Annotated in this window: 12 protein-coding genes; 4 read left to right on the top strand and 8 right to left on the bottom strand. The window is 74.9% G+C overall.

Annotation, left to right across the window (positions count from 1 at the left end; all coding sequences use genetic code 11):
• Positions 1–31: 31 nt before the first annotated feature.
• From ACIQVT_RS17835 to ACIQVT_RS17865, 7 genes are all read right to left on the bottom strand, one after another.
• Entirely contained in the window at positions 32–748 is a 717-nt protein-coding gene (locus ACIQVT_RS17835; protein ID WP_403753847.1) for a class F sortase, read from the bottom strand.
• Entirely contained in the window at positions 735–1397 is a 663-nt protein-coding gene (locus ACIQVT_RS17840; protein WP_403753850.1) for a hypothetical protein, read from the bottom strand. The genes ACIQVT_RS17835 and ACIQVT_RS17840 overlap by 14 nt, the downstream gene beginning before the upstream one ends.
• A 101-nt stretch (positions 1398–1498) precedes the next feature.
• On the bottom strand, positions 1499–2827 hold the full coding sequence (locus ACIQVT_RS17845; RefSeq protein ID WP_403753853.1) for an MFS transporter: 1329 nt from the start codon (positions 2825–2827) through the stop codon (positions 1499–1501).
• Positions 2828–2843: 16 nt separating this feature from the next.
• Positions 2844–4250 carry a CitMHS family transporter gene (locus ACIQVT_RS17850; RefSeq protein ID WP_403753856.1) on the bottom strand — a complete coding sequence of 469 codons (1407 nt, stop codon included), beginning with the start codon at positions 4248–4250 and terminating at the stop codon, positions 2844–2846.
• Positions 4251–4374: 124 nt separating this feature from the next.
• A complete protein-coding gene (locus tag ACIQVT_RS17855) occupies positions 4375–6606 on the bottom strand; it encodes a molybdopterin oxidoreductase family protein (protein WP_403753859.1) in 2232 nt (743 codons plus the stop codon).
• Positions 6607–6745: 139 nt separating this feature from the next.
• Positions 6746–7414 (bottom strand): TetR family transcriptional regulator, encoded by a 669-nt coding sequence (locus ACIQVT_RS17860; protein ID WP_403753862.1) that lies wholly within the window; start codon positions 7412–7414, stop codon positions 6746–6748.
• Between the two features lie 64 nt (positions 7415–7478).
• A complete protein-coding gene (locus ACIQVT_RS17865; protein ID WP_403753865.1) occupies positions 7479–8090 on the bottom strand; it encodes a hypothetical protein in 612 nt (203 codons plus the stop codon).
• A gap of 153 nt (positions 8091–8243) precedes the next feature.
• Between ACIQVT_RS17865 and hmgA the strand changes: the two genes are divergently transcribed.
• The 4 genes from hmgA (at position 8244) to ACIQVT_RS17885 (ending at position 12934) form a co-directional block, all read left to right on the top strand.
• A complete protein-coding gene (hmgA, locus tag ACIQVT_RS17870; protein WP_403754101.1) occupies positions 8244–9554 on the top strand; it encodes a homogentisate 1,2-dioxygenase in 1311 nt (436 codons plus the stop codon).
• Between the two features lie 45 nt (positions 9555–9599).
• A complete protein-coding gene (locus tag ACIQVT_RS17875) occupies positions 9600–10346 on the top strand; it encodes a GntR family transcriptional regulator (RefSeq protein WP_403753868.1) in 747 nt (248 codons plus the stop codon).
• Positions 10347–10479: 133 nt separating this feature from the next.
• Positions 10480–11634, top strand: a complete 1155-nt coding sequence (locus tag ACIQVT_RS17880; RefSeq protein WP_403753871.1) for a type ISP restriction/modification enzyme — start codon at positions 10480–10482, stop codon at positions 11632–11634.
• Between the two features lie 82 nt (positions 11635–11716).
• The gene (locus tag ACIQVT_RS17885; RefSeq protein WP_403753874.1) at positions 11717–12934 is read left to right on the top strand and encodes a CaiB/BaiF CoA transferase family protein; all 1218 of its coding nucleotides are present in this window, start codon (positions 11717–11719) and stop codon (positions 12932–12934) included.
• A gap of 57 nt (positions 12935–12991) precedes the next feature.
• Here ACIQVT_RS17885 and ACIQVT_RS17890 read toward each other — a convergent pair whose 3' ends face one another.
• Positions 12992–13261, bottom strand: a complete 270-nt coding sequence (locus tag ACIQVT_RS17890) for a hypothetical protein (protein ID WP_403753876.1) — start codon at positions 13259–13261, stop codon at positions 12992–12994.
• Positions 13262–13308 lie beyond the last annotated feature (47 nt).

A 13308-nucleotide genomic window follows, 5' to 3' on the forward strand; every position in this document is an offset into this window, starting at 1 on the left:
GTGCCGGCGCCCGTACCGGCCGGTCCGCCGGTCACCTCGTCGCGGTCAGGTGGGCGAAGACCACCACGTTGCTGGTGTAGCCGGTCCGCCGGCTGAAGAGGCCGCCGCAGGTGAGGATCCGCAGCTCCGGGCGCCGGGAGGGCCCGTAGACCTCCTGGTCGGGGAAGCCCGCCTTGTCGTAGACCTTCACCCGGTCCACCGTGTAGACGGCGGTGCGGCCGTCGGCCCGCCGCACCTCGACGGGCTTGCCGGGCCGGACCAGGGCGAGTCCGGCGAAGACGGCGGGTCCGGTCCTGGTGTCGCGGTGGCCGACGGCGATCGCGGTGCCGGACTCGCCCGGCGTGGGACCGCCCTGGTACCAGCCGACCAGCTTGGGCCGGTCGACGGGCGGCGTCTCCAACTGCCGGTTCGCGTCCAGGCGCAGCGGGGCGACGGGGGCGTCGATCCCGAGGGAGGGCACCCGGAAGGACGTCGGCCGGGACCGGGGCAGCGGGCTCGGCGGAGGGCCCGCCGCGGCGGGGGGACCGGGGTCGTCCGGGCCGGAGCCCCGTCCGTCGGCCCGGTCGGAGCCCGCGCCGGAGGCCGCCACGGCGTCCGGGCGGCCCGGCCGGCCGGGCAGAGCCGGCCCGCCGTCCCGCCCGCACCGGTTGCCGACCGTCACCAGGACGGTCACGAGCAGCGCCGTCCTGGCCAGCCGGTAGCCGCGGGTGCGGTACCAGGGCCTGCGTCGGCGCCTACGCGGCACCATGGGGGCGCCGGCGGACCACCCGGACGTACACGACACCACTGACGGCGATCAGACCCACCACGGCGGCGGCGGCCACCGGGGAGTACGCGGCGGCCGTGTCGATGAGCCCGCCGCCGCCCGCGTGCACGCCACCCTTGGGGCCGCCCTGGTCGCTCTTCCCCCAGGCGCCGTCGTTGTGCTGGTCGTCGGCGATCTGCCCGTTCGGGCCCTCGTGCCCCTCCTCCTGGTGCTCGTCCTTGCAACGGACCCGGAAGACCTTCTCCTTGGGGGCACCCGCCACCACCCAGGTGAGCCGGTACTGGCCGTCCGCCAGGCCGAGCGGGTCGGTGTGACCGGCGCCCCCGGCGAGCGGGATGGTGCCGGCGACGGTGGCCGAGGTCGGCAGCGGGGGCTGCGGCGTGATGGTGTAGGCGATGGTGGGCAGCACGTCGAAGTTGACGGCGTCGAGGTAGAACTTGCACACCACCGGATCGTCCTTCGAGACCCCGAAGGGCACGCCCACGCGGTGGATCCTGATGTCGCCGTTCTCCCCCTGGGCCGACGCCGCCGGCGCCGCCACCCACGACGCGCCGGACGCCGCGAGAGCGGAGAGAATGACGGTGGCGCCCGCGCGCGAGCCGAGGCCTCGTGGGAGTTTCAGGGTGGGCATGGATGTTCCTCCGAGTCAGACGATTTTCATACAAATCGCTCTTTCGCCTGGACTCTGCGCCATCCACCCCGCGCGAGCCGGGACCGACGGCCGACGCGCCGTCAGAAATCACCCGTGCGGCGCAGTCCCGGACGCTCCGGACGTGCCTCGTGCACCCGTCCGGGCGATCCCTCCCGCCGGTCCGGCGGCTCACGCGGCCCCTCCGGCTCCCCCGCCGGCCCCTCCGGCTCCTCCCCGGGGCGGTCCGGCTCCTCCTCCGGCCGGTCCGGCGAGCGCAGCGCCACACCCGAGGACAGCAGCAGCAGCGCCCCCAGCATCACGAACGGCGCCGCCACCCCCGCCAGGCCGGCGACCAGTCCGGCGGCGGCCGGCGCGGCGACCTGGCCCAGCCGGTTGCCGGTCAGCCGGAGGGCGAGGGCGGTGGACCGGGCCCCGGCGGGGGCGGCCCGCACCACCGTCGTCATCGACAGCGGCTGGCCCACCCCCAGGCAGAAGCCGAGCACCGCGAGCATCGCGCCGAGCGCGCCCACCGGCACCGGCAGTGCCACCCCCGCGCACAGCAGGGCGGCCAGGAGACAGCTCACGGTGAGCAGCAGCGGCCGGCCGAGCAGCCGGAGCAGCGGGGTGAGCACCAGCCGGCAGGCGAGGGTGGCACCGGCGCGCAGGCCGAGCAGGACCCCGACCGTCGACGGGGCGATGCCCCGGTCCTCGCCGACCACCGGCAGGTAGGCGGTGAGGATGTCGGTCGCCGACAGCACCGACAGGCTGATCAGCATCCCGGCGGGTACCCCGCGGGCCCGCAGGATGCCGGTGACCGGCACGCGCGCGCCCCGCCGCGGGTGCGGTGCGACGGCCGTACGGTCCTCCAGGCGCCACAGCGAGGTGAACGCGACGGCCGCGCCCGCGCCCGCCGTGAGGAGCGCGAGCGCGCTGCCGCGGGCCATGTCGGGGCCGCCGACGAGAGCGCCCGCGGCGACGGGGCCGACGAGCTGGCCGAGAGCGGCACCGATGGTGAAGTGGCCGAAGTTGCGGTCCTGTTCGTGCGGCGCGGACCGGCGGGCAACCAGCGACTGGGCGCCGATCACGAAGCAGAGGTGGCCGAGGCCCGTCACCCCGCTCCACAGGGCCGTCGCCCACAGGGAACCGGCGAGGCCGCCGAGCGCGCAGCCACCGGCGATGAGGGCCACGCCCGCCGCGAGCAGGGGCGCGCAGCGGCCGTGGTCGGTGCGGCGGCCGAGCGGTACGGCCGCGAACAGCGGCAGCAGGGCGTAGCCGGCCGTGATGACACCGACCGCCCGTTCGTCGGCGCGCAGCGCGAGGGCCCGGTAGGAGACGGCGGGCCGGGCCGTCGACACCGCCCCCTGCACGCAGCCGAAGGCGATGACGAGGCGCAGCAGCCAGCCGCGGCTCCCCGTGGACCCCGTGCGCACGTCCTCCACGGCGGGGTCAGAGGATGCCGAAGGCGAGGCCCGCGCCGAGCACCACGAGTGAGGTGAGCACGGCCCACTTGACCACGAACCGGGTGTGGTCACCGAACTCGACCTTGGCCATGCCGACCAGGACGTACACGGCGGGGACGAGCGGGCTGGACATGTGCAGGGGCTGCCCGACGATCGAGGCGCGGGCGATCTCGAGCGAGGAGACGCCGTGCGCGTGGCCGGCTTCGGCGAGCACCGGCAGGACGCCGAAGTAGAAGCCGTCGTTGGACATGAAGTAGGTGAGCGGGATGCTCAGCACACCGGTGACGGCGGCCATGTGCGGCCCCATGCCCGCGGGGATGTTGCCGACCAGCCACCCGGCCATGTGGTCGACCATGCCGGTGCCCTGGAGGACGCCGGTGAAGACGGCGGCGGCGAACACCATGCCGGAGACGTTGAGGACGTTCTCGGCGTGCGCGGCGACGCGGGCCCTCTGGTCCGGCATGTGCGGGAAGTTGACGGTCAGGGCGAGGGCGGCGCCGAGCAGGAACAGCACCGGGATCGGCAGCCACTCCATGATCATGGCGGTCAGCAGGGCGACCGTGAGCAGCGCGTTGAACCAGTACAGCCGGGGGCGCAGGGTGGCGCGGTGGGGGTCGAGCCCCCGCATGCCGTCGTCCTCGGGAGCGTCGGGGACACCGGGGGTGGTGTCCGGGCCGGGTCCCGGGCCCACGGCGGTCCGCGTGCCGCCGCCGGCGCCGGTGGCCGCGCCGGCCGGCACCGTCTCGGTCTCCTCCGCGAGCACCTCCTCCAGCGTCAGCACGCCGAGGCGTCGGCGCTCGCGGCGGCCGAGCACGAGGGCGAGGGCGAACACGGCCGCCAGGCCCACGGCCAGCGCCGGGATCATCGGCACGAAGATGTCGCTCGCGTCGACCTTGAGCGCGGTGGCGGCCCGGGCGGTGGGGCCGCCCCAGGGCAGGGTGTTCATCACGCCGTTGGCCATGGCGGCGACACCGGTCATCACCACCAGGGACATCCTCAGGCGCTTGTACAGCGGGTACATCGCCGACACGGTGATCATGAAGGTGGTGGAGCCGTCGCCGTCCAGGGAGACGATCGCGGCCAGGACCGCGGTGCCGACGACGATGCGCAGCGGGTCGGCCTTGCAGAACCTGAGGATGCCCCGCACCACCGGGTCGAAGAGGCCGACGTCGATCATCACGCCGAAGTAGACGATCGCGAACATGAGCATCGCCGCGGTGGGGGCGAGGCTGGTGACGCCGTCGATGACGTAGTCGCCGAGGTGGGCGCCCTTGCCCACGCACACGCAGAACAGCGCGGGTACGAGCACGAGCGCCGCGATCGGCGACATCTTCTTCAGCATGATCAGGACCAGGAAGGTCGCGATCATGGCGAAGCCGAGGAGGGTCAGCATGGATGGGTACCTAACGTTCGCCCTTGAACATTCCGCCTGGGGGCCGGCGGTGGGTCGACGTTAGGTCCGTCCGAACAGGGTCAACAAGGGGTCGGCGCGCGAGCAATAAGCGCAGAACTCCAGGTCACAGCTGTGTGACGACCTCGACGGGGATGCCGTTGAGCACCGCGTTGCCGGACAGCGGGTCGAGCAGGGTGCCGTCGAGCAGCTGGTTGACGTTGACGCCCGGGACCGTGGAGGCGTGGCCCAGCCGGGTGCCGGGGCGGTCGTGGCCCCACCCGTGCGGCAGACTCACCACACCGGGCCGGACGCCGTCGGTGACCTCGGCGGGGGCCACCACCTCTCCCCCGGCGCCCCGGACCCGGACCCCGGCGCCGTCCCGGACACCGAGCCGGGCCGCGTCCTCGGGGTGGATGTGCAGGGTGCAGCGGTTGCTGCCGCCGGTCAGGGCGGGCACGTTGTGCATCCAGCTGTTGTTGGAGCGCAGGTGGCGGCGGCCGACGAGGACGAGTCCCGCGGGGCGCTCGCGCAGGGCCGCGCGCAGCCGGGGCAGGTCGCCGGCGATCGGCTCGGGCAGCAGCTCGATCCGGCCGCTGCGGGTCCGCAGCGGCTGCGGGAGGCGGGGGCGCAGCGGGCCGAGGTCGATGCCATGCGGGTGGTCGAGCAGCCGGGCCAGGGTCAGCCCGTCGGGACGGGCGCCGAAGCCGTCGCCGTACGGGCCGAGGCGCAGCATCATGTCGAGGCGCCGCTCGGGGCCGTTGTCGCCGGTGAGCCGTGCGGCGAGGGCGTGCGGGTCCTGGCCGTGGACCGGCCCGTGTTCGTCCCGGACCGCCTTGGCGAGGGTCTGTTCGACGACCATCGCGTCGACGGCGGCCGGGTCGGCGCCGTGCATGCCGGAGACCGCGAGCACCAGCCGGGCCAGGATCTCGCTCTCGGCCATGCGGCCGGGCTCCAGCGGGACGGCGGGGCGGGTGTAGCGGACCTGGTTGCGGACGGCGAGGGTGTTGAACGCGAAGTCGTGGTGCGGGCTCTGGGCGGGCGGGGGCGGGGGCAGGACGACGTGGGCGTGGCGCGAGGTCTCGTTGAGGTACGGGTCGACGCTGACCATGAAGTCCAGGGAGGCCAAGGCCTTGTCGAGCCGGTCGCCGTCGGGCGCGGAGAGCACCGGGTTGGCGGCGACGGCGATCAGCGCGCGGACCGGTTCCCCGGTGGAAGTCGCCGTGTCGATCTCCTCGGCCAGGGCCGACAGGGGCAGTTCGCCCTTGGCCTCCGGGTGCCGCCGGACCCGGGAGTGCCAGCGGCCGAGGGCGAACCCGCGGCCGGGACCCGCCGGGCGCGGTGTCCGGTCGGTGGCGGCCTGCGGGAAGAGGGCGCCGCCGGGGCGGTCCAGGTTGCCGGTGAGGATGTTGAGGACGTCGACCAGCCAGCTCGCCAGGGTGCCGTGGGGGACGGTGCAGCTGCCGATGCGGGCGTAGACGGCGGCGGTCGGGGCGGCGGCGAGTTCGCGGGCCAGGGTGCGGACGACCCCGGCGTCCAGGTCGCAGGCGGGGGCCACGGCCTCGGGGGTGAAGTCGGCCAGCGCGTCGCGGAGTTCGGTCAGGCCCTCGATGTGCGGGGCCAGGTGCCCGAGGTCGGCGAGGTCCTCCGCGAAGAGGGTGTGGGCCATCGCGGCGAGCAGCAGCGCGTCGGTGCCGGGGCGTATCGCCAGGTGCCGGTCGGCGAGCTTGGCGGTGCGGGTGCGGCGCGGGTCCACGACGGTGAGCCTCCCGCCACGGGCCCGGAGCGCCTTGAGCCGGCCGGGGAAGTCGGGGGCGGTGCACAGACTGCCGTTGGACTCCAGCGGGTTGGCGCCGATGAGCAGCAGGTGGTCGGTGTGGTCGAGGTCGGGCACCGGGATGGCGTTGGGGTCGCCGAACAGCAGCCCGCTGGAGACGTGCTTGGGCATCTGGTCGACGGTGGAGGCGGTGAACAGGCTGCGGGTGCGCAGGGCGCCGAGCAGCACCGGCGGGTAGAGCGCACCGGCCATGGTGTGCACGTTGGGGTTGCCGAGGACCACCCCGACGGCGTCCGGGCCGTGGCGCTCCACGACCGGGCGCAGGCCGGCGGCGACCGCGTCGAACGCCTCCTCCCAGGTGGCCTCGCGCAGCACGCCGTCCGTGCGGACGAGCGGGGCGCGCAGCCGGTCGGGGTCGCCGTCGACGGCGCCGAAGGAGGCTCCCTTGGGGCAGATGAACCCCTTGCTGAAGACGTCGTCCCGGTCGCCGCGGGCGCCGGTGACCCGGGTGCCCTCGACGGTGAGGGTCAGCCCGCAGGTGGCCTCGCACAGGGGACAGATTCGCAGGGCGGTGCGGGACACGGGTCCTCCGGAGGGTCGGCGGGGGCTCCCTGGGCCCGGCCGGGGACGGGCGGGCGCGGACGGGAGCGGACGGCGCGGACGGGCTGGGTCGGAGCATACCGAGCGGTATGCCCGCTGGGGAGTCCCGGTGGCCGGCCGTTCAGTCCAGCGCCCGTCCCAGATAGGCCCGCAGCAGCACCCGGGTCTCGGCGATGATCGCCTCGTCACCGCGTGGATCGATCCGGAAGGCCAGCTGGACGAGGGTGTCGGCGCTCTCCACGGCGACGAGGAAGATCCGCCTGAGCTCCTCGTCCGGGGTGCGGGAGAGATGGCCGGCGAGCAGGTCGGTCAACCGGTCGGCGACCCGGGTGTTGGGCTCGTTGTGCCGGCTGCCGACCGGGATCTGGTTGCCGAAGTCGACCAGGGAGAAACCGGGCGCGGTGCGCTTCATCGCCAGGTACTCGTCCAGGACGGCGTCCATGGCGGCCCGCCAGTCCCCGCCGCGCCGCTCTCCCCCGGCCGGCGTCGGCCGCGGGCCGTCACCGGCGTCGGCGCCGGCGCGCCGCAGGCGCTCGGTGACACGCTCGACGTAACGCTCCAGGTTGCGCTGGGCGAGGGCGTCGGCCATCTGCCGCTTGTTGCCGAAGAAGCGGTAGACCGAGCCGATGGGGACCCCGGCGCGCTGGGCGACGGCGCGGGTGCTCAGGGCGTCGTAGCCGACCTCGTCGAGGAGTTCGGCGCAGGCGTCCAGGATCCTGGTCAGCCGTTCGGCGCTGCGCCGCTGCACGGGCGCGCGACGGAGCGATGTCGCGTGGGGCACGGGGCTCATGATGCCTTTCCGCCGGGATCCGGTGAAGCTCGTCCCACAGTACGGAGAAAGATGGCTAATGCACTCATCGGCCGTCGCCGGGGAGCGGGTCACCGGCGGGGAGCCCCACCGGGGCGGCGCCGGTCCGGTCCGGCGCCGGCGTGCCACCGGCCGCGTCCGGCGTGCCGGTCGCCTCCGCGTCCGACACCGTGACGTCGGCGGTGCCCTCGACCGGCCTGCCGCGCACGGCCCACACCGTGCCGTCGTCCGCGTACAACCGGGCGGTGACGTGGTGGGTGCCGTGCGGGAGGAGGGCGGCGGCCAAGTGGTGTTCGGGGGTGCGCGGCCGGGCGACGCGGCGGCCGTCGACGAAGAGGGAGACCGTCCCGCGCCCGGTGACCGCGACCGGCCTGGCGCCGGGGGCGGAGAGGCGGAAGCGGCGGAGGGCCAGCCGCACGTCCCAGCCGCCGCCCGCGGCCGGGGTCACCTCGACGCCGACCGCGGGGGCGTCCTTCCCGGCCACCTCGCGCAGGTTCCGGCCGGTCGCGTCGGTGACGTCCAGCAGGGTTCCCACGGGCCGGGCGGGGACCGTGCCCCCGTGGGCCTCGTCCGCCGCGCAGGCCGCCGCTGCGAGCGACAGCAGGACGGACACCGCGAGCGCGGCGAGAGGTCCACGCGTCCACTTCTTCCACGACATGGCCGGGAGCGTAGAACACCGCCCGGGCGCCCCGGATCCCCCTCAGGTCTGGTTGTCGCCCTACCCCGCAGGGAGGAGCCGTGACCCTCTTGCGCGGTCACCCGGTTGATTCCTACGGTGATGCATAGGAATCAGCGGCGCAAGGGAGCGATGATGAGCGGGGACGCGCGCAAGACCGCCGAGGGGCTGTCGTATCTGACCGGGTTCGGCAACGAACACGCCTCGGAGGCGGTGCCGGGCGCCCTGCCCGAGGGCCGCAACTCACCGCAGCGCGCCCCGCTCGGGCTGTACGCGGAGCAGTTGAGCGGCACGGCGTTCACCGAGCCGCGGGCGCACAACCGCCGCTCCTGGCTGTACCGGATCCGTCCGTCGGCCGCGCACCCGGAGTTCGCCCGCACCGGCAACGGCACGCTGCGCACGGCCCCGTTCACCCAGACCGTGGCCGATCCCAACCGGCTGCGCTGGAACCCGCTGCCCGAGCCCGTGGCGGGCACGGACTTCCTCGCCGGGCTGTGGACGCTGGGCGGCAACGGCGACGTGAGCCAGCGCACCGGCATGGCCGTGCACCTCTACCACGCCGACACCTCGATGGAGCGGGTCTTCTCCGACGCGGACGGGGAGCTGCTGATCGTGCCCGAGCGGGGCGGACTGCTGCTGCACACCGAGTTCGGCCGGCTCCGGGTGGAGCCCGCCGAGGTGGCGCTGATCCCGCGCGGGGTCCGCTTCCGGGTGGAGCTGCTGGACGGGTCGGCGCGCGGTTACGTGTGCGAGAACTACGGGGCGCCGTTCCGGCTGCCCGACCTCGGCCCGATCGGCGCCAACGGCCTCGCCGCCCCCCGCGACTTCCGGGCGCCGGTGGCGGCCTACGAGGACGTGGAGGGCCCGGTGGAGGTGGTGAACAAGTTCTGCGGCAACCTGTGGGCCGCGACCTACGACCACAGCCCCCTCGACGTGGTCGCCTGGCACGGCAACTATGTGCCCTACGTCTATGATCTGCGCCGTTTCAATGTCATCGGCACCATCTCCTACGACCACCCCGACCCGTCCGTCTTCACGGTCCTCACCTCGCCCTCGGACACCCCGGGGCTGGCCGGTGTCGACTTCGTCGTGTTCGCGCCGCGCTGGCTGGTGGGCGAGGACACCTTCCGGCCGCCGTACTTCCACCGCAACGTGATGAGCGAGTACATGGGGCTCATCGAGGGCGCGTACGACGCGAAGGCGGAGGGCTTCGTGCCGGGGGGCGGTTCGCTGCACAACATGATGTCGGCGCACGGCCCGGACCGGGAGACCTTCGACCGTGCCAGCGCGGCCGAGCTGGCGCCGCAGAAGATCGAGGACGGGCTGGCGTTCATGTTCGAGACCCGCTGGCCGGTGACCCTGACCCCGCTCGCGGCCCGCGCGGACCACCTCCAGCAGCGCTACGACGACGTGTGGCAGGGGCTGGAACGTCACTTCCGGGTGTGACGACCGCATTGCGCCGACCGTTCTCCGACAGGTACGGATAGCCGCGTGACCTCCTTCGCTCCGGATTCGATCGTCCTGAACCGCAAGCTGCCGCTGTGGTACCAGGTGTCGCAGTCGTTGCGCGCCTCGATACTGGGCCGCTCCCCCAGGGACCCGCTGCGCCTGCCCACCGAGGAACGGCTGGCGCAGCACTACGGGGTGAGCGTGCTGACCATGCGGCAGGCGCTGAAGGAGCTGGAGGACGAGGGGTTGATCAGCCGGCACCGGCGGCGCGGCACGTTCATCGAGCCCGGGGTCCGGCGCGGGGCACCCGTGCGGCTGCTGGGCTCGGTGGACGCCATCGTGGCCCAGCAGTCCGGGATGACGGCCGAGCTGTTGGCCCACGGCCCGGTGCCCGTGCCGCCGGAACTCGCCGAGTACTTCCCGGACCTGCCGGAGGTGGCGGCGTACCACCGGCTGCGCAGCGACGAGAAGACCGGCGAGCCGACCAACCACGCCGTCAACCACGTCCGTCCCGACCTGGCCGCGCTCATCGACGCGGAGGACCTGGTCCGCTGGCCGATGACCAAGGTGCTGCGGGACGTGGTGGGAGCGGACATCAGCCGGATCACGGACACCGTGGAGGCCCGGCTCGCCGACCCGGAGACGGCCCGCCTGCTCGAGGTACCGCTGCTCAGCCCGATCCTGCACTACACGGGCGTGACCTACGACGGCGCGGGCCGGGTGCTGGACGTGGCCGTCATCCACTACCGCGGCGACCGCTTCTCCTTCACCGTCACCCTGGACGCCTGACACCCCGTCCGGTCCCGGGACCGTTCCCCGCGGCCGACCGGGGGGTGGTGCGGTGGCCGGTTCGGTGGGGGGTCGGCGCGGTGGGGGCGGGTGTCGTGCGGAGCGCCCCGCCGCGGTGGGGCGCTGTCGTACGATGCCCGGCGTGACGCACGACGACGCTCCGCCGCTGGCGGACCTCATGCCGTGGTCGGTCGCACCCCTGCGGCTGGGCCGCGCCTGGCCGGTGGCACCGGATCCGGCCTCCCTGCGGGCCCGCTGGGACACGCTGCTGAAGGCCCGGGGCCCCGACCGGGAGGCCCTGTTCGAGCCGAGCCGCGCCCGCACGCTCACCTCGGCCGTGACCCAGCTGCCCGGCCGGGCCGGCGGCACCCGGCGCCTGGCCCGCGCCGAGGAGCCCTGCGCGGAGCCGGTGCGGGTACTGACCGCGCCCTTCGACGAGCAGTGGCTGATCCCGGACCACCGGCTGATCGACGCCGCCCGCCCGGAGCTGTGGCGGGTGGCGGACACGCACCAGGTGTTCACGGTGGAGACCGGCGACGCCGGCATCCCGCTGCTGGCCACGTCGGCGCTGCCGCTGCTGCGCACCGGCCGCGTCCGCCCGCTCCACCGCCGTCCCGGGGGCGCGGAACCCAACCTGGCGCCGGGGCTGACGGACCACCTCGCGGCCCGGCTGGGCACGCCCCCGGCCGCCGTGGACGTGCTGGCGTGGATCCTGGCGGCGGTCCGCCCGGACCTGACCGTCCCACTCACGTCGGACCCCGCGCTGTGGTCCGAGGGCGTGCACCTGGGCCGCCGCACGCTGCGGCTGCTGCGCCGGGACGGCGAGCGACCCAAGCTGCCGGGCGGTCGCCGCCCCTACGTCCGCGCGCCCCTGCCGAACCGCCCGGCGACCCTGCGCTACGACCGCGACGAGGAGACGCTCCACCTCGACGAGGGTCGCGTCTCCCCCGTGCCGCCGGAGGCCTGGGACGTGGAGGTGGCCGGTGTACGGGTGCTCCAGGCGTGGTTCGCGGCCCGCACGGACCCGGCCGGGCCCGGCACCCTCGCCGCGATCCGTCCGGCGGCCTGGCCGCAGGCGTGGACGTCGGAGCTGCTGGAGCTGATCACGGTGCTGGCCCTGCTGGCGGAACTGCGCCCGCTGCGGGACGCCCTGGGCGCGGCGGCCCCGGTCACGGCGGCCGACCTGCGCGACGCCGGCGTCTTCCCGCCACCGGAGCGGTCCCGCCGTCCCGCCTCGGTCCTGGACCACCACGAGGAGGGCCCCGAGGGCCAGTTCGCGCTGCTCTAGCCCCGCGGGGGTCCGGGCCCGCGCGGGGCGGGTGGGACCCGGCTGCTGACAGGGGCGCCGCCCACGGGTCATGATCCAGGACATGGATCAGCCGATGGACCCGCACCCGCGTCAGCCCCTGCCCCTGGCGGGCATCACCGTCGTCGCCGTCGAACAGGCCGTGTCCGCGCCGTTCGCGACCCGGCAGCTCGCCGACCTGGGCGCCCGGGTCATCAAGGTGGAGCGGGTCGACGGCGGTGACTTCGCGCGCGGTTACGACACGGCCGCCGGCGGCCTCGCCTCGCACTTCGTGTGGTGCAACCGCGGCAAGGAGTCGCTCGCCCTGGACCTGAAGGACCCGCGCGGCCTGGACGTCGTACGGCGGCTGGTGGCGGACGCGGACGTGTTCGTGCAGAACCTCGCGCACGGCGCGGCGGCCCGGCTGGGCCTGGACGCGGCCACGCTGTGCGCCGCGCACCCGCGGCTGGTGGCCGTGGACATCTCGGGCTACGGCGGTTCGGGGCCGTACGCGGACAAGCGGGCGTACGACATGCTGGTGCAGTGCGAGGCGGGGCTGGTGTCGGTGACCGGCACGCCGGAGCGGCCGGTGAAGGCGGGGATCCCGGCGGCGGACATCGCGGCGGCCATGTACGCGTTCTCCGGGGTGCTGGCCGCGCTCGTGCGGCGCGGGACGACCGGGCGGGGCGGGCCGGTGGAGGTGTCGATGCTGGAGGCGCTGGCCGAGTGGATGGGGCACCCGCTGCACCACGCGATGCACGGCGGTGAGCCGCCCGCGCGGACCGGGCTCGCGCACGCGGTGATCGCCCCGTACGACGCCTATCCGACGGCGGACGGCGGCCGGGTGCTGCTGTCGGTGCAGAACGACCGGGAGTGGCGGCGGCTGGCCGGCGGGGTCATGGGCCGTCCCGAACTGGGCACGGACCCGGCGTACGCGACCAACGCGGCCCGGGTGGCCCACCGGGAGCGGACCGACGCCCTGGTCGCCGAGGCGCTCGGGGCGCTGGGCACCGAGGAGGCGCTGGAGCGGCTGGAGGAGGCCGGCATCGCCTGCGCCCGGCTGCGGGACCTGCACGAGCTGGCGGAGCATCCGCAGCTGGCGGCCCGGGGGAGGTGGCGTCGGGTGGGTTCGCCGGCGGGGCCGCTGAGGGCACTGCTGCCGCCCATCACCCTGCCCGGCGGGGACGAGGCACGGATGGGTGACGTGCCCGCGCTCGGGCAGCACACCGGGGCGCTGCTGCGTGCCGTGGGGATGACGGACGAGGAGATCGCAGCATTGCGCCGGGACGGTGTGGCGGCCTGAGCGCGGGCCTCCCCGCGCGGTGGCCGCTCCGGTGGGCGGGTGTCCGCGCGGTGACCGCTAGTGGCCGCCGAACAGCGAGCGGCGCAGCCGGCGCAGCGGCGCGAAGAGGGAGACGCGGCTGACGCGCCGGCCCCGGTCGCTGCGCTCGTGCACGGCGTTGCGCGCCGTCAGTTCGCGCATCAGCGAGGTCGCCTCGATCGTCTCGCGCTGCGGTATGGCGGGTCCCCCCAGCACCGACAGATGGCGGTCGAGGCGCGAACTGGTCGCGCCGCTCCCGCAGGTGATCGCAGGGACCCTCGCCCTGCTGCGCACTGTTATCTGCTCCATGTCACTCCCCACCCGTACGAGTCCACCCGGCCCGGGCAGGGTAACCC

The sequence above is a fragment of the Streptomyces sp. NPDC100445 genome (genome assembly GCF_044759735.1).
GTDB lineage: Bacteria > Actinomycetota > Actinomycetes > Streptomycetales > Streptomycetaceae > Streptomyces.